The 18,499-nt window shown below is 32.9% G+C and carries 10 protein-coding genes; 9 read left to right on the top strand and 1 reads right to left on the bottom strand.

The genetic code is table 11. From position 1 onward, the window contains the following. The 9 genes from N5B56_RS10525 to N5B56_RS10485 form a co-directional block, all read left to right on the top strand. Positions 1-587 (top strand): fibronectin type III domain-containing protein (locus N5B56_RS10525; protein WP_260978901.1); only part of this gene is annotated, 587 nt, incomplete at its 5' end. Positions 588-821: 234 nt separating this feature from the next. Then, positions 822-3,572 (top strand): CotH kinase family protein, encoded by a 2,751-nt coding sequence (locus N5B56_RS10520; RefSeq protein ID WP_022088984.1) that lies wholly within the window; start codon positions 822-824, stop codon positions 3,570-3,572. A gap of 511 nt (positions 3,573-4,083) precedes the next feature. Continuing rightward, positions 4,084-7,242 carry an isoleucine--tRNA ligase gene (gene ileS / locus N5B56_RS10515; RefSeq protein WP_022088983.1) on the top strand — a complete coding sequence of 1,053 codons (3,159 nt, stop codon included), beginning with the start codon at positions 4,084-4,086 and terminating at the stop codon, positions 7,240-7,242. Between the two features lie 118 nt (positions 7,243-7,360). Next, positions 7,361-9,832, top strand: coding sequence for a glycogen/starch/alpha-glucan phosphorylase (locus tag N5B56_RS10510; protein ID WP_022088982.1), 2,472 nt, complete (start codon positions 7,361-7,363; stop codon positions 9,830-9,832). Positions 9,833-10,159: 327 nt separating this feature from the next. Next, complete coding sequence (locus tag N5B56_RS10505) at positions 10,160-10,993, top strand: Rpn family recombination-promoting nuclease/putative transposase (RefSeq protein ID WP_260978900.1); 834 nt, start codon at positions 10,160-10,162, stop codon at positions 10,991-10,993. A gap of 186 nt (positions 10,994-11,179) precedes the next feature. After that, entirely contained in the window at positions 11,180-12,202 is a 1,023-nt protein-coding gene (locus N5B56_RS10500) for a SpoIID/LytB domain-containing protein (protein WP_260978899.1), read from the top strand. A gap of 91 nt (positions 12,203-12,293) precedes the next feature. Continuing rightward, on the top strand, positions 12,294-13,094 hold the full coding sequence (locus N5B56_RS10495) for a peptidoglycan DD-metalloendopeptidase family protein (RefSeq protein WP_158562667.1): 801 nt from the start codon (positions 12,294-12,296) through the stop codon (positions 13,092-13,094). A gap of 392 nt (positions 13,095-13,486) precedes the next feature. Then, the gene (locus tag N5B56_RS10490) at positions 13,487-13,780 is read left to right on the top strand and encodes an autorepressor SdpR family transcription factor (RefSeq protein ID WP_022088978.1); all 294 of its coding nucleotides are present in this window, start codon (positions 13,487-13,489) and stop codon (positions 13,778-13,780) included. Further along, on the top strand, positions 13,764-14,411 hold the full coding sequence (locus N5B56_RS10485) for an SdpI family protein (protein ID WP_022088977.1): 648 nt from the start codon (positions 13,764-13,766) through the stop codon (positions 14,409-14,411). The genes N5B56_RS10490 and N5B56_RS10485 overlap by 17 nt, the downstream gene beginning before the upstream one ends. Positions 14,412-14,624: 213 nt before the next feature. Here N5B56_RS10485 and N5B56_RS10480 read toward each other — a convergent pair whose 3' ends face one another. Next, a complete protein-coding gene (locus N5B56_RS10480; RefSeq protein WP_260978898.1) occupies positions 14,625-18,359 on the bottom strand; it encodes a discoidin domain-containing protein in 3,735 nt (1,244 codons plus the stop codon). Positions 18,360-18,499: the final 140 nt, after the last annotated feature.

Below are 18,499 nucleotides of genomic sequence, written 5' to 3'. Positions count from 1 at the left end.
TTGCAGAAACAACTACAAAGAAGCCTGAGCAGACTACAAATAAACAGGAACAGACAACAAAAACACCTGAGACAACAACTAAGATTGCAGAAACAACTACAAAGAAGCCTGAGCAGACTACAAATAAACAGGAACAGACAACAAAAACGCCTGAGACAACAACTAAGATTGCAGAAACAACTACAAAGAAGCCTGAGCAGACTACTAATAAACAGGAACAGACAATAAAAGTTACAGAAGCAACAAATAATGACGGAGCAAATCAGTCAACTATACAACCGACAGCTGATAAAAATATTTTAACTGTTGGAAAGGCAAAGATTACTAAAAAGAAATCATTAAAAAAGAAAATTAAGATAACCTTAAAAAGAGTAACAAATGCCAAAGGATATATTGTTCAGTATTCAACAAGTAAGAAGTTTACAAAAAAGACAACAAAGACAATTAATGTAGCAAAGACAACAGTTGTTTTGAAAAAATTAAAGAGTAACAAAAAATATTATATAAGAGTAAGAGGGTATGCTGTTTCAAATGATGAAAAGGTATATGGAAAATGGTCAGGAAAAACATCAGTTAAGACTAAATAATTAAAATCAGAATATTAGAAAAATAACTATGATATAAAAAAAGCATGTTGCGTTAGTGTAAAGAAGCCGCTAATGTAATGTGCTTTTTGTGTGCAATGATTCACAGAGATAAAATAACTCTATAAAAATTATTTCCCATATGAGCTTATTATTGTGAAAAACATTTTTATTAGATAAAATATTTAGTAAGAGATTTGATGAAAAAGGGAATTATTTAAGGAGATAACAGATTTTATGAATCAAAAAAAATTAAGAAAGGTATTCGCAATAGTTCTTGCAATGGTTATGATGATATCGGGAGTTAATTTCAATTACATTGCCAGGGCAGATGAAACTGAGGAGTCAACATCAACCAAGGCTCCAACAAACTTTAAGGTTATTAATTATGGAAAGTATACGGGAATTTATGTGCTGAAATTCGATTCAGTAGAAAATGCAACATCATATAACGTGTATATTGATAATGAGGCAACTGTTGTGAAATCTGTAAAGAGCAGTGGTGAATATTTAACAAATAAGCAATTGAGCAAATATTCAAATGGTGAGCATACATTTTACCTTACAGCTGTTTACGCAGATGGTACGGAATCTGACAAATCAGAAGGAGTTATAGTTGATAAAGAAAACTCATCAGGAGATGATGATATTGCCCAGATTTATATTGAAACGGATAAAAATGTAGACGCCTTAAAAATTAATAAAGACATGGGAAAATTGACAGCATCAATTACAGCAATAGATAATCAGGGAAAGTATAAAGATATTGTTGATGCTACAAATAAAACAACAATTAAGGTGCGTGGAAATTCAACTGCGTTAGCAGACAAAAAAGCATATAATATTACATTTAACAAAAAGAAAGATTTGTTCGGCTTAAGCTCTGCATTTGACGGTACCGGAGCAGGAGCAAAGAAATGGAGCCTTCTTGCAAATGCATTTGATAAATCTTTAATAAGAAACAAACTTGCACTGGATTTAAATACAGCATTTGGAATTCCATTTACATCACAGTCAAGATTTGTTGACTTATATTTAAACGGCCGATATATGGGAAATTATCTTTTAGTTGAATCCGTTGAAGCCGGTACGGACAGAGTTAATATTGATTCGGAAAATCCGGAAAGTGATGATATTTTAATTGAGTTAGAGAACAATGAAAAAGATGAAGAAGGTGTAGATTATCTTATTACAACAAGATATGAACAGAGATTTAACATAGGTTCCCCTGAAAGAGGAGATATGTTTGATTCCGATACACCGGAAGACACTGCGGCAATACAAAAAAAGAAAGAAAGCACTTTAAAAATACTCAATGGTTTTGAAGATGCCCTTGCAACAGGTGATTTTTCAAAAGTAGAAAAATATATTGATGTAGAGTCATTTGTTAATTTTTATCTTGTAAGTGAAATATTTAAAAATCAGGATATTGCATATAGCTCAACAAGATTTTACATTACAAAAAAGACAGGTGATGAAAAGTATAAAATATACGCAGGCCCGGCATGGGATTTTGACCTCTCAAGTGGAAATGTAGCCCCTCATTACTATGGAGATGCAGCTACAGACTATAAATATTGGAAAGCAACTGATATGAAATGGTTTGATAAATTAACATCCATAAAAGAATTTAAATTAAAAGTAGTAAATAGATTTTATGAAAAAATGGATGATATCACTGCATTATATAGTGGGGATAATAGTGAGATAAATACACTTCTTAAAGAATATGGAAATTCTTACAGAAGAAATTACACTGCCGTTGAAAATGGCGGAGCCGGATGGAGTGAAACAGTAAAAGATTCAGCAGACGGATATAGTTATGCAAATATCGGATGGGCATCATTTGATGCAGCTGTTAATTATTTAAGAGATTGGCTTGAAAATCGTGTTGAATGGTTAAAAGTAAAATGGTCTAAAGAGTATTATCTTGGTGAAAAGGATTATGAATATTCAAGCACTCAGGTTAATGGAAATTATAAGTACGACACTGATATTAAAATAGATTCGGTTGCATATAAGAATATCATAACAGGAAATGAAAATGTCGTTGCGTCATCAGGACAGAATTCAGCTAAAAATATTGTTGATGGAAATATGGGGACAAGATGGGGAAGTGAATATAAAGATCCTCAGAACATAGTTGTTGATTTAGGTCAGGTATATTCCGGCTTGAAAAAAGTAGCAATTAATTGGGAAGCAGCTAATGCAAGGGATTACATTATTGAACTTTCTACAGATGGCAACAATTATACTACAGCTGCTGACATAAGAGATGCTGCTTCAGAAAATAATCGTTTGGATGAGATTGTATTTAATAATGGAAAGACAGCAAGATACATACGAATTACGGGAACAGCCAGAAACTTAACATATGGATATTCTATATATGAAGTTGCCGTATATAATATTAAGGCTCCAATATTAACAGATTCCTTAAAGATTGAAGGAAATCAGATGAGTACATGTTTTGGTGGCGTTGATGGTGCAATAGGTATTAGAAGTATTTATTCTGTAGAGAATGCAATTGAGAATATTAAAGTAAGTGAAGTCGGAGTTATTTATGGAGTAGTTACAGAAAAAAATCCTATTTCTGTAAATGATATGATTATAAACAGCGATAATAAATATGTATATAATTGTGCAGCAACTGCAAAGGGCAAATTAGACAAGGTTTATGGAGATTCACAGACAGCATCATATTATGCAAGAACAATGAATATATCTGATTTTTCAGCACAGGGATATAGTATGACATATTATGTAAGACCTTATGCAATTTTAGAAGATGGAACAATAGCTTATGGTGACATAAAATCTTTCTCTATGTATAATATAGCAGATGATTTATATCAGGGTTCTAAGATGAATACAGTTATAGCACACAACTATTTGTTCAACAAAATTTTAAAGATTGTAAATAACAATTATAAGGAAGTTGAATATGGATGGGGAAACGGAATAGTTAAGCCATCGCAGGCAAATTAAAGTTATGATAAAATATAAATGTGATAAATTTAAAATGATTATATTTAGTGCTAAATAAATTTAAGTAGTTAACTTGATATCAATAATTTTATAATTGACAAATTAATAAATGCGATACTATAATATAATGTAAGTGTCAAGAGACATAGAAAGCGAATTTGTTCGCAATATGATAAAGACTTTGATGGAGACAGTAATATAGTAGTAAAAGTAATAGAGAGTCCGGGATGGTGGAAGCCGGATACAAGTAACTGGTATATGAATATCACTCCGGAGTTTCAACCCGAATGAATGACTGAATAACGACTGACTTAATTTGACGGAAGTTATTTAAGTAGGAGTTGACGGATTTCCTCCGTTACAGGGAACACATATGCAAGGAAACTTAAGTATGCTGTAAAGGTGGTTAAACGAATAACAGACATTCGTCCTTTATGGGCGGATGTCTTTTCTTTTTATTACAGCAAATTTTTAAGAAACTTATTTAATACTTAGTAAAGGAGTAAAAAATATGTACAACAAAGTATCACCAAATCTCGACTTTGTAGAAAGAGAAAAGAAAACAGAAAAATTCTGGAAAGACAATGACATTTTTGAAAAAAGTATGGAAAGCAGAAAGCAGGGACCAACATATACTTTTTATGACGGACCTCCAACAGCTAATGGAAAGCCACATATCGGACACGTTTTAACACGTGTTATTAAAGATATGATCCCAAGATACAGAACAATGAAGGGATATATGGTTCCAAGAAAAGCAGGATGGGATACTCATGGACTTCCTGTAGAACTTGAAGTAGAAAAGTTATTAGGATTAAATGGAAAAGAACAGATTGAAGAATATGGTATGGAACCTTTCATCAAGAAATGTAAGGAATCTGTATGGAAATATAAAGGAATGTGGGAAGATTTCTCAGGAACAGTTGGTTTCTGGGCTGATATGGATAACCCATATGTAACTTATGATGACAATTTCATTGAATCTGAATGGTGGGCTCTTAAGAATATTTGGGATAAGAAGTTATTATACAAAGGATTTAAGATTGTACCTTATTGCCCTAGATGTGGAACACCTCTTTCATCGCAGGAAGTTGCACAGGGATATAAGTCAGTAAAAGAGCGTTCAGCAATCGTTAGATTTAAGGTTGTTGGAGAAGATGCTTATTTCCTTGCATGGACAACAACACCTTGGACTCTTCCATCAAACGTAGCTCTTTGTGTTAACCCTAACGACACATATTGTAAAGTAAAGGCTGCTGACGGATATACTTACTATATGGCAGAAGCATTACTAGACACAGTATTAGGTAAGCTTGCTACAGAAGATGAAAAGGCTTATGAAGTATTAGAAACAATGAAGGGTGCAGACCTTGAAAATAAAGAATATGAACCATTATATGATTGTGCAAAAGCTATTGCTGATAAGCAGAGAAAGAAAGGTTTCTTTGTAACATGTGACACATACGTTACTATGAGCGATGGTACAGGTATCGTTCATATCGCACCGGCATTTGGTGAAGACGATGCTAATGTAGGACGTAAATATGACCTTCCATTTGTACAGCTTGTAAATGATAAAGGACAGCTTACAGACGATACACCTTATGCAGGATTATTTGTTAAGGATGCTGACCCTAAGGTATTAGTTGACCTTGATAAGAGAGGACAGTTATTCGACGCACCTAAGTTTGAACATGATTATCCACACTGCTGGAGATGTGATACACCATTAATCTACTATGCAAGAGAATCATGGTTTATCAAGATGACAGAAGTTAAGGATAAGCTTGTTGCAAATAACAATACAGTAAACTGGATTCCAAAATCAATAGGTGAAGGACGTTTTGGAAACTGGCTTGAAAATGTACAGGATTGGGGTATTTCAAGAAACCGTTATTGGGGTACACCGCTTAATATCTGGGAATGCTGCGATTGCGGATGTCAGGAATCAATTGGCAGCCGTGCAGAATTAGCAGAAAGAAGTGGAAATCCTGATGATGCAAAAGTAGAATTACACAGACCATATATTGATGAAGTTACATTCAAATGTAAAAAATGTGGTGGCACAATGAAGAGAGTACCGGAAGTTATTGACTGCTGGTTCGATTCAGGAGCAATGCCATTTGCACAGCATCATTATCCATTTGAAAATAAGGACTTATTTGAACAGCAGTTCCCGGCAGATTTTATTTCAGAAGCTGTAGACCAGACAAGAGGATGGTTCTATTCATTAATGGCTGAATCAACATTATTATTTGACAAAGCACCATATAAGAATGTTATTGTACTTGGTCATGTACAGGATGAAAATGGTCAGAAGATGAGTAAGTCAAAGGGTAATGCGGTTGATCCATTCGAAGCATTAGGACAGTATGGAGCAGATGCAATAAGATGGTATTTCTATACTAACTCAGCACCATGGCTTCCAAACCGTTTCCATGGAAAAGCAGTTCAGGAAGGACAGCGTAAATTCATGGGAACACTTTGGAACACATATGCTTTCTATGTTTTATATGCTGAAATTGACCAGTTTGACCCAACAAAATACACACTTAATTATGATAAGTTAAGTGTTATGGATAAATGGTTATTATCAAAACTTAACACTATGGTTAAATCAGTTGATGATAATCTTGCAAATTACAGAATCCCTGAAGCTGCAAGAGCATTAGATGATTTTGTAGATGATATGAGTAACTGGTATGTAAGACGTTCAAGAGAACGTTTCTGGGCGAAAGATATGCCACAGGATAAGATTAATGCATACATGACATTATATACAGCACTTGTAACTGTATCAAAGGCAGCAGCACCTATGATTCCATTTATGACAGAAGATATTTATCAGAATATCGTTAAGAATGTAGACGCAACAGCACCTGAAAGTATTCATTTATGTGACTTCCCTGAAGTTAATGAAGCTTTCATTGATAAAGAATTAGAAGAAAACATGGAAAATGTTCTTGAAGTTGTAGTAATGGGTAGAGCATGTAGAAATGCATCAGGTATTAAGAACAGACAGCCTATCGGAAAGATGATGGTTAAGGCAGAATTTGATTTATCTGAATTCTACAAAGAAATCATTGAAGATGAATTAAATGTTAAGACTGTTGAATTTACAGATGATGTAAGTGCATTTACTTCATATTCATTTAAACCACAGCTTAAGACAGTTGGACCTAAATATGGAAAAGTATTAGGAAAGATTAAGGCTGCACTTGCTGAATTAGATGGAAATAAAGCAATGGCACAGTTAAATGCTGAAGGCGCATTAAAATTTGATTTCGATGGAACAGAAGTTGTTCTTGAAAAAGATGATTTATTAATTGATACAGCTCAGGTTGAAGGATATGTATCAGAAAGTGACAACAATATTACTGTAGTGTTAGACACTAATTTATCACCTGAATTAATTGAAGAAGGTTTTGTAAGAGAAATAATCAGTAAGATTCAGACTATGAGAAAAGAAGCCGGATTTGAGGTCATGGATAAAATCGTAGTTAATGTTTCTAAAAACGATTCAATTATTAAAGTAGTTACTGACAATTTAGACGAAATTAAGGCTGAAGTGTTGGCAAATGAAATCGTTTTTGATAAAATCGAAGGGTACTCGAAAGAGTGGAATATTAACGGTGAGAAAGTTACTCTTGGTGTAGAAAAAGTGCAGTAATACTTAACCCGAATAAATATACTAACAGATAGCTTTGTAAAGTGACGGATAATATTCTATTCGTCACTTAATACTTAAGATAAGAAAAGTACCGTAAATAATTATGGAGGAAAACTAAATGGCAAAAACAGTGAAGACAGAGGCTGAAATCTTTAAAGAAGAATTTAAGAAAAAAGTCCGTGATGAAGCTAAGATGCTTTACAGAAAAACTCTGGAAGAAGTGTCAGACAGACATAAGTTTGTAGCAGTTGCATATGCAGTAAAAGATATCGTTATTGATCAGTGGATTGCTACACAGAAAGCATATGAAAAGGCTGATGCTAAAACAGTATATTATTTATCAATGGAATTCCTTATGGGAAGAGCATTGGGAAATATGATTATCAATTTATCAAGTAGAAATGAAATCAAAGAAGCTATCGAAGAACTTGGTTTAGACTTAAACGTAATTGAAGATCAGGAACCTGATGCAGCACTTGGAAATGGTGGTCTTGGTCGTCTTGCAGCCTGCTTCCTTGACAGTTTATCTACATTAGGATATCCGGCTTACGGTTGTGGTATAAGATACAAATATGGTATGTTCCAGCAGAAGATTGAAAATGGATATCAGAAGGAAATCCCTGAAGATTGGTTAAGACATGTTAATCCATTAGAAATAAAGAGAGAAGAATATGCCTGCGAAGTAAAATTTGGCGGATTCGTAAGAGTTGAACACAGAGACGGAAGAAACTACTTTATCCAGGAGGGATATCAGGCAGTTCGTGCAATCCCTTATGATATGCCTATCGTAGGTTATGGAAACAACGTAGTTAATACACTTAGAATCTGGGATGCAGAACCAATTGTACATTTTAATTTAGATGAATTTGACAAAGGTGCATATATGGCAGCTGTTGAACAGGAAAATCTTGCTAAGACAATCACTGAAGTTCTTTATCCAAATGATAATCATTATGCAGGTAAAGAATTAAGATTAAAACAGCAGTATTTCTTTATTTCAGCAAGCTTACAGACAGCAATCAAGAAATATTTGACAAAACATGATGATTTAAGCAAGCTTCCTGAAAAGGTAGTATTCCAGATGAACGATACTCATCCTACACTTACAGTTGCAGAACTTATGAGATTATTAATGGATGAATATTTATTAGAATGGGATGAAGCATGGGCAATTACATCTAAGTGCTGTGCTTACACTAACCACACAATTATGAGTGAAGCACTTGAAAAATGGCCAATTGAATTATTCTCAAGATTACTTCCAAGATGTTATCAGATTATTGAAGAAATCAACAGAAGATTCATTATAGACATTGAAAATAAATACCCTGGAGATCATAGAAAGATTGAAAAGATGGCTATTATTTATGATGGTCAGGTTAAGATGGCTAACTTAGCTATTTGTGCAGGATTTTCAGTTAACGGTGTTGCAAAACTTCATACAGAAATTCTTGAAAAACAGGAACTTAGAGATTTCTATGAAATGTTCCCAGAGAAGTTTAACAACAAGACAAATGGCATCACACAGAGAAGATTCTTGCTTCACGGGAATCCATTGTTAGCAGAATGGGTAACAGGAAAAGTAGGAGATGACTGGATTACTGATTTACCTAAGATTCAGGGAATTGAAGTTTATGCAGATGATAAGAAAGCTCAGGCTGAATTTGCAAATATTAAATATCAGAACAAGGTTCGTCTTGCTAAATACATTAAAGAACATAATGGTATTGATGTAGACCCACGTTCAATATTTGACGTTCAGGTTAAGAGACTTCATGAATATAAACGTCAGTTACTTAATATTTTACATGTTATGTACTTATATAACCAGATTAAAGAACATCCGGATATGGATTTCTATCCAAGAACATTTATATTTGGTGCAAAGGCAGCTGCAGGTTATAAGATTGCTAAACTTACAATTAAGTTAATCAATAGCGTTGCTGATGTAATTAACAACGATGCATCAATTAATGGTAAGATTAAGGTTGTATTTATTGAAAATTATCGTGTATCAAATGCAGAAATTATTTTTGCGGCAGCAGATGTTTCAGAACAGATTTCTACAGCATCTAAGGAAGCATCAGGAACAGGTAATATGAAATTTATGTTAAATGGTGCTTTAACTCTTGGAACAATGGATGGTGCTAATGTTGAAATCGTTGAAGAGGTTGGAATTGATAATGCATTTATATTTGGTTTATCAAGTGATGAAGTAATCAATTATGAAAATAATGGTGGTTATGATCCAATGCAGATATTCAATGAAGATATGGATATCAGAAAAGTATTAATGCAGTTAATCAATGGATTCTATTCACCTGATGATCCTGAAAGATTTAGAGATATTTACAATTCATTGTTGAATACACAGTCAACAGATAAAGCAGACAGATATTTCATCTTAAAGGATTTCAGATCTTATGCTGAAGCTCAGAAGAGAGTAGAAGAAGCTTATAAAGATCAGGAAGGCTGGGTTAAGAAGGCAATGCTTAACGTTGCTCATGTTGGTAAATTTACATCTGACAGAACAATTCAGGAATATGTAGATGATATCTGGCATCTTGAAAAAGTGAAAGTAGATATGTAGGATATGATGTAAATATAGATTTACATTTACATATATCTTATGTATATAAAATATGAAAGTGTAAAGTTTTATGATTTTATGCTTATATGAAAAAATAGAAGACAATTACAATTGTCTAAAGGGTAAATTATAATATATAAAAATGCTATTACATTTTGAGAAATCAGATGTAATAGCATTTTTTTGCTTTGTATTATATTTAATTAAACATCTTGACATATCACTAAACATATGTATAATATATGAAAAAACATATACAATGTGAGACTGTGATGAAACTGTAATAAAAATAAGTTCTATTAAAATAAAGCGTCAAGGAGGAGATTATTGAAGAAGTACGAAGAATTAGACATAACAGACCCATTCATTTTTGCGAAAGTCATGAGTGAAAAAGAATTGTGCAAACCACTGTTGGAAAATATATTAAACATAAAAATAAGGGATATTGTATATGTTGATTATGAAGAAACAATACAGATGACAGTGAAGTCAAAAGGGATAAGACTCGACATATATGTTGAGGATGACAACAACACAGTATTCAATCTCGAAATGCAGACGACAACTTATAAAGAATTACCAAAAAGATCAAGATATTATCAGGGAATAATAGATTTAAACATGATTGAAAAAGGCGAATCATATGATATACTTAAGGAAAGTTATGTCATATTTATCTGTACATTTGATTTTTTTGAAAAAGGAAGAAGTGTTTACGAGTTTGAAAATGTATGCCTGGAAGATAGTGAAATCAAGTTAAATGATGGAACGCATAAGATATTTCTAAACACAAAAGGCGATAAAAGTGACATAAATAAGGAACTGAAATCATTATTGGAATATTTTGACGGCAGCGAACCTGAAAGTGAACTTACGAGAAGTATAGACAGAAAGGTAATCGCAGCCAGAAAAAATGAGAGATGGAGGCGAGAGTATATGTCATTACAGATGGAAATGAATCTAAAATATAGAGAGGGTCTGAAGGCTGGAGAAGAAAAAGGAAGGGCATTAGGTCAAAGTGAAGGTAAAATTGAAACTCAGAAAAATATTAACAGACTTAATAAAATTTTGCTGTCAGAAAAAAGATACGATGACTTAGAAAAATCAGCCCAGGATATTGAGTACCAGAATAAACTTATGAAAGAATATGACATTATATAATGGAGTAGAAAAAAAGAATCATATCCACAAAAATATTATTTAAAGTAGATACCACTCAGTCGAAAGATTAGGTGGTATTTTTTTACCTGTATTTAAAAAATGATTAGTGTATGATAAAAAATATAAGTTGAATTATAGATAATAAAAAGGAATACAATATAATAATAACTTTGGTTGAAAGTATATATGAAAGTTAATAAAAAATTTGTTGGAGCTATATTTGTATTAATAACTTTGATAGGATTATTGATTTATATAAAGGGGACAGGAACAAAACAGGATGATGGCAAAAAATTTAATAAATATATTGTTATAGATGGAAATGGTTATAAAACAAAAATGGATGTGGAACAATTTATTCCCTGTGTCTTATTTGCACAAATGAGTTTGGAAAATAATATAGAAACAATTAAAGCGCAGGCAGTTGTAGACAGAACGTATATAGCTTACATGATGAAAAATAAGAAGGAAATTGAAGCGGATGAATTAGGACTTCCTTATATGTCATATGAAAAAATGATTAAAGTGTGCAAAGATGAAAAAAAATTAAAAGGTAAAAAAAGTGCATTAGGTGTAGTGAAAAATATTGTGGGAAGTAGTAATAATGAGCAATTTAAAAGTAAAATGCAGATAATTGATAAAGTAATGAATGAAACAGCACTGATGGTAATGAAAAATAAGGGAGAAATAATTCTTCCGTTATATCATGAAATAAGTGGAGGAATGACAAGAAACGGATTAGAAGTATTAGGAGAAAAATATGGCTATTTGTTAGCAGGTGTATGTCAGGATGACTATAACAATAGTGATTACAAAATGGAACGTTATTTTACAATGGCTGAATTAGCGGATAAAATGGAAAAAGCTAAAATTATAATTTACGATAATGAAAAGAATGAAATCGATTTAAAAAACATAACGGTAAATGAAATGATAGAAAATACGAATATAGCAAAGGATAGTAGTGAATATGCTGTGTCTGTAAAAATATTTGAAACCGGTATATCGGGTGAAGATTTTGCGAATGCTTTAAATGTAGATAGTTCAAATATCACGTTAGAGTACATAGATGACAAAATAAAAATAACTACTAAAGGAAAAGGGCATGGATTTGGATTAAGCATGAATCAGGCTGAAAAATATGGAGAGCAGGGAATGGGATACGAAGAAATATTAAAAAAATTTTATGATGTGACGATAGCTGAATAGAAAATAATATTTTGGTCCATACTTTAACTATAACAAAGTTAAAGAAAGGAGAGCATGGATTATTTTATAAAATATGACATGCGATAGTTTTATGGACAAAAAATTTATGGCCTCATTAGTGGTGTGCTTTGTTGCACTTACCATGGTTGCGGCGGGTACTTATTATATTGGTCAGAAAAAAGACGAAAAGACAATTAATGTAAAAAAAATTGCAAAGGTTGAGACAACAGTAGATTCTGAAAACATTGAAGCTGCTCAGAATGCTTTAGGCAAAGAAGTTACAACAGAAGGTGACAGAATAAGTATGGCAGAGGAAGAAGCTTCAAGTTATGAAGGAGAAACTAAAATTGTAAATGAAGAACCTACAACTGCTAAGGTTGTAGAGGAAAATACAGCATCAAATATGGATGAAAAAGATAATATGTATGGACTTTCTTCAGAGGCAGCAGCAGTTGTAAGCAATTTAAAATTCAATAAAAACAGTAAATTGCTCTGGCCTGTAGAAGGAAATATTTTACTTGAATATAATATGGAAAATACAGTTTACTTTTCAACTCTTGATGAGTACAAATGCAGTCCTGCGATAGCCATCCAAAGTAAAGAAGGTGCCGAAGTAAAAGCAGCGGCAAAGGGTGTGGTAACTGAATTAGGACAAAATGATGAATATGGAGTTTATATGAAAGTTGCTATGGGAAATGACTATTTTGCAACTTATGGACAGATAATAAACCCACAGTATGAGGTTGGACAGACTGTAGAAGCAGGTAGCGTAATAGGCTATGTAAATAAACCAACATCAAGTTATGAAAAAGAAGGAGATAATTTATATTTCCAGGTAACAAAGAAAAATAAACCGAAAGACCCTCTCAAATATATGGATTATCAGGATTAAGTATATTGAGATATATTACAAAATATTATGAAATATATTCAGAAATGATTTATGGTTAAATCACAAACTGATAAGTTGAGCATACAATGTAATAAGTGTTAAAAGATTAGAAAATTTAAACTTTTACAGATTATGTATGAAATAATAATTTAATAAGTGTTATACAAATAGACACAAATATAATCTATTTACAACAAGCAATAAGACTTTTTTACGACGAGCAATCGTTCAATAACATTAACCGTCTGTTGCTTTAAATAGATTAGAACTGTAAAGTTCTTTAGTTAGCAATATCTATTTAGAAAAAAATCTAAATAGATATTGCTTTTTTATTTCTGAAGTGGTATATTCTATTTAGAAAAAAATCTAAATAGCAGAAAGGAGTATAATATATGAGCTTTCATGAAACCTTTAAGGCTTTGTCTGATCCTGTGAGAAGGGATATACTTGTTTTGTTAAGAGATAAAGCAATGTCAGCTGGAGAGATAGGTGAGCATTTTGATTTGACGGGAGCGACAATGTCATATCATTTAAATCAGTTAAAGAAAGCCGGATTAGTGTATGAAAATAAAGAGAAAAACTACATTTATTACCAGCTTAATACATCAGTTATGGAAGAAATAATATTATGGCTTTCACAGTTTGGAGAGAGTGAAAGGGAGGAAAATAATGATGAAGATAAATAATAAAAAACAGATGATAATTACATCTATTGTATGTGTTTTACCTATGATTATCGGAGCAATTATATATAGTAAATTACCGAAGCAGATGCCGATACATTTTAATTATTCAGGAAATGCAGATAATTATGCTCCTAAAGCTTTTGTATGCTTTGCATTACCGTTAATTATGTTACTTGCTAATTTGCTTTTACATGTGATTATTAATAATGACCCCAAAAATAATGGTGGAGGTAGTGTGGTGGCTACTATAAGTAAATGGACAATACCGGTAGTTTCAGTTATAGTTTTTGCTTTATGTTCTATTTACGGATTAGGATATAATTTATCTTCTACAAAATATGTAATTGTTGCAGTTGGAATTTTAATTATATTCATTGGAAATTATCTTCCTAAATGCAGACAGAATTATACAGTAGGAATAAAACTACCATGGACCTTGAATGATATAAATAATTGGAACAAAACACACAGAATGGCAGGAGTTTTGTGGATAATATGTGGAATACTCTTTGCAATAAGTGCATTTTTAGGAAGAGTGGGAGAAGTGTCAATTATAATATTAATTATTGTTATGGTTTGTGTGCCTACAGCTTATTCGTTTTTACTATATAAAAATAAAAGGCATAAGTAGTACCGGAATAAAAAATGTTAAATTAATATGAGATAACTTATAAAAGCCTGGAGTATAATCTATTTTTATCATATTAATGAAATATAAAACTGTAATATGAAACTGTAATATGAAAAAGAGACTGGATTTACCGTTATATACTTGGTAAATGAAGTCTCTTTTTTGTTGTATATTATAGTGACACTTTAAATAAATTTAGTGTCAGTCCAATAATTATTTGTTAACTGTATTCTCCCATTTATAAGGAATTTCTTTATAATCAGGGTGTACAACAGTTAATATATTGTAGAATAAATATTGATGTCCGTCATAAGTAGGCATTAAGTTATTCTGATATAATGTATCAGCAATGCTATATAATGAGAAGTCATACACCTCGCTGTAAGCAATAGCTCCGTTTTCAAGAACTGAGTATGCACGTACATAATATTTAGCATTATATCTTGCAGCACCATAGCCGTTATGTGTCATTGTGCGGACATAGTAGGTTGCAGTTGCTGAATCACCATTATAATTTGAAATTACACCCTTAGCAGTAGCTTCGTATGAAGCAATATATTTGTTATCTGAATTAAATACAACATCATTTTTGGTTATCGGACCATTAGCAAAACCATAAATTAATCCGGATGAAACAACTTTTTGTCCCTTTATAGTAGCTTCAGATGAATAAAGTACTCTTGAACCTCTAAGTACAGCACTAATCTGATAGCCTATGACTTTTACATCATTACTAATGAATTCACCTTTTGGTTCTACAGTAGTAGTTTCTTCAGGCTTAGTAGTTGGTTTCACAGTAGTAGTTTCCTGAGGCTTAGTAGTCTCTTCTGTAGTAGTTTCTTCTGGTGTTTTACTCTCATCTTCATCTGAAATAAGGTCATTATTTGCGGCAGCATTTAATGCATAAAATTCATGAATTGACCAGTAGTTAGATTTTGAACCGGTCTGAACAACTCTGACATATCTTGAATTTTGAACATTTACTTTAATAATTCCGTTAGTAGTTGTACCACTTGCGATTGCATTTCCCCAGTCTGTTCCATTAGAAGATACATATATTTCATAAGCTGCAGGAGCATCGCTTGAAGTACTTGAGCCAACATCGCAAATAATGGTGTTGTATGTTAATGTTTTTCCAAAGTCAACCATAAACCATTGACCTGGAGTCTGAGAACCGCTTGTATCCCATCTTGTTGCTGCATTTCCATCTAAAGCATTTTTAGCATTGTTGTTATTGTTACAAGCAGTAGCTTTCCATGAATCACGTCCTGAAACCTGAGCAAGAGCACCTGATGAAGATACTGTTGAACCAAGTCCCATATTGCTATCAAATGATTTAAATGAGTCGGCATTATTATTTCTATTATTAAGAATAGAACCTGATATGGAAATATTCTTTTCACTTCCTGAATCAACAAATGCACTACCATTTTGGTTAGAAGCACTGGCAAGAATATTTAAATTTGCATTTGATACACTTGCTAATGTCTGCTGTCCCGGATTGTTAAAATGAGCACCGTATAATGTTAAATTACCTGAATCTAAAATGAGTCCACGTTGTGGCTGTCCCCAAAAATCGCAATTATTAAATGTTGATTTAAAATTGCTATTTTCCTCTGAATAGAAATAAGCTGTCTTTGGATTGTTATCTCCAATGGAAACAATCTGGGAATTGTCAAAGTCAAAACTCTTAGTTAAACCTGAAGTCCAATAGACAGCTCTTGTTGAACCATCAACACCTAATCCCATACTTCTACCGGAAGGACCACCGTTACCATCATTTTGTAATGAAGTTCCACGGTATGAACCATAGTGGAAATCATTGTATAATGTTTCGTTATCGCAATCTCCTAAAATAAGAAAATCTAAATGCTCAAGTCCATATGAATACAAAGGCGCGTTAGAAACGCCATTTGGCATATTACTAAAGCTTCCAAATTTACTTTCATTTCCGCAGGCATAAACAATTACGTTAAACATAAGGTTATAAAGCTTTCCGTTAACTGAATTTCCACCTACACGCACACCCGTATCAAAGGCGTGACCACCTAAAAAATCAACATAGTGGTTGTCGCATTTATATGTAAATAAGTCTAATGCTTTATAAGCAGCTCGAACGCCTGAATCAATTACATAAACATTAGCTCCCTGTCCCTGAATTGTGTAAGGGTACTTTGCCGGAAGCCAGTCTGCGCTTCCTGAAAATACCTGTTCAGGATAGTCGACTACAATGCCACGGATACCACTGTCAGCCTTTAGCTGAATAAAAGAATCACCATCCGGATTGTTTCTATTCTCATATGCTTCAAGTATTGTGCCTGAACCATGAGGAACGCTCCATAAATCAACGGCACCGCGAAGCTCAACATTTGATGGAATTGTCAAATGTCCACGAACTTTGTATTTGCCACTAGGTAAAAATACGATTCCACCACCATCATTAGAAGCCTGATTTAATGCTTTCTGAATAGCAGAAGTATTATCATTTGAATCTGTAGTGGCATTATATGGCGAAACAGTGGCGTTATATAAAACTGTTCTTGCAGGTGTATGTGGGTCATATTCTACTTTAGTGAAATCTGAAACTTCACCGGTTACTACCGTACTATCGCTTAAAGTAGATTCATAAACAGATTTATTTGTGATTTTTCGACCTTTAGTAAATGCACATTCTGTTATGTTTCCACGACCTGAAGTACCATAATAAATCTGTGGAGTACTGTTGCTAAATGTTGTATTATTTGCAACAAATGTTCCACTGTTAATTGCAACACGACCTCTTGATACTTTTGATGAATTAAATGTAAGTTTTGTACTTGAAGTATCAGGGATTTGTATAGCATATTTAGATACGTCTACTGTTGTTTTTGTAAATTGTGCTGCATCTGATGTGTTTTCGCCAAGCACGATTCCGTTTTCACAATTATGAATATTTATCTCGTCAAATAAAATACCTACAGAGTTAGTTGCATTAATCTGAATACCTGTTTTACATTCGGATAAATCAAAGTTATAGTGATGGCCGTTTGGTGTAGCATTGTCATCAGTTGATAAAGTTTTTTCTGTATCGTATCCGATATTATAACCATTAATATTAATGTTACATGTGTATGACCAATCGTTACGTCTCATTACGATACCGATTGAATTGTTGTACATGTAATCGTTGAAAGAAGTTGTAGTTGGGGCATTTGCAACACCTGAATTCTTCCAGTAGTCAGGTGATAAGTTTACATTTTCAATTCTTCCAACATCGGCTATTTTATCAATTTCTATAGCTTTACATAATGTAGTTCCATAAAGTCCGTTAACTACCGGTGAAGCACCACCGTTATCATAGTTAAATAAAACGCCAATATATGAGTTTAATAAAGTGACATTTTTTGTATTACAATATTCATTTCCAAAATAATTGTTGAATCCATAACGAATAGTTGGTGAATATGGAGTAATGTTATTCGGGTCCTGTTCAGGATACCATATTGTTAAATCCATAATTCCTGTTTCAGGAGCCATTTCAACAAATGGTGTTGTGCGTTCATTTCCATTTCGTCCTGTATAGGCCATAAGTAATGTCCCAATTGGAGCACTGTTATTTCGACTAGGCTTTTGCCAGTCACCACGAAGTGTAACTCCTTTAGGAATGGAAAGAGCGCCTTTTATTGCATAACGCCCGCTTGGAACATATACAATACCGCCTCCTAAATCTCCAACTTTGTTTAGAAGTTTTTGAAAAACATTTGTGTTATCTGTCTGTCCGTCGGCAACGGCACCGTAATCGGTTACATCATATGTTGCCACGAATACCTCTGACGAATCTAGAGTGTGAACAAGTTTATAAGATGGTTCACCTACATTGCCAAAGTCTGTAGTGGCACAGAAAGCCACTGTAGAGCCAAACAACATTAAGACAACAGTCCATAATGTTGCACGCAAAAATTTGTACATATGTACTACCTCCAATACTTTTATTATGGTTCTATTGAACCTATTTCTTACCCCAATAAAATTATAAATGCTTTTAGATAATGATACAAGAAAAATAAATTAAATTTAGTCAAGTTATCAGGAAAATAAAAGTTGCAATA

Origin of the sequence: Eubacterium album (assembly GCF_025336545.1) — a bacterium.
Taxonomy (GTDB): Bacteria; Bacillota; Clostridia; order Lachnospirales; family Lachnospiraceae; genus Eubacterium_U; species Eubacterium_U album.
This window is presented reverse-complemented; position numbering and strand designations above follow the sequence as displayed.

Coding starts and splice junctions, on each gene's coding strand:
- N5B56_RS10520 (WP_022088984.1), top strand. CDS start 822: ATGAATCAAAAAAAATTAAGAAAGGTATTCGCAATAGTTCTTGCAATG.
- ileS (WP_022088983.1), top strand. CDS start 4,084: ATGTACAACAAAGTATCACCAAATCTCGACTTTGTAGAAAGAGAAAAG.
- N5B56_RS10510 (WP_022088982.1), top strand. CDS start 7,361: ATGGCAAAAACAGTGAAGACAGAGGCTGAAATCTTTAAAGAAGAATTT.
- N5B56_RS10500 (WP_260978899.1), top strand. CDS start 11,180: ATGAAAGTTAATAAAAAATTTGTTGGAGCTATATTTGTATTAATAACT.
- N5B56_RS10495 (WP_158562667.1), top strand. CDS start 12,294: ATGGACAAAAAATTTATGGCCTCATTAGTGGTGTGCTTTGTTGCACTT.
- N5B56_RS10490 (WP_022088978.1), top strand. CDS start 13,487: ATGAGCTTTCATGAAACCTTTAAGGCTTTGTCTGATCCTGTGAGAAGG.
- N5B56_RS10485 (WP_022088977.1), top strand. CDS start 13,764: ATGATGAAGATAAATAATAAAAAACAGATGATAATTACATCTATTGTA.
- N5B56_RS10480 (WP_260978898.1), bottom strand. CDS start 18,359: ATGTACAAATTTTTGCGTGCAACATTATGGACTGTTGTCTTAATGTTG.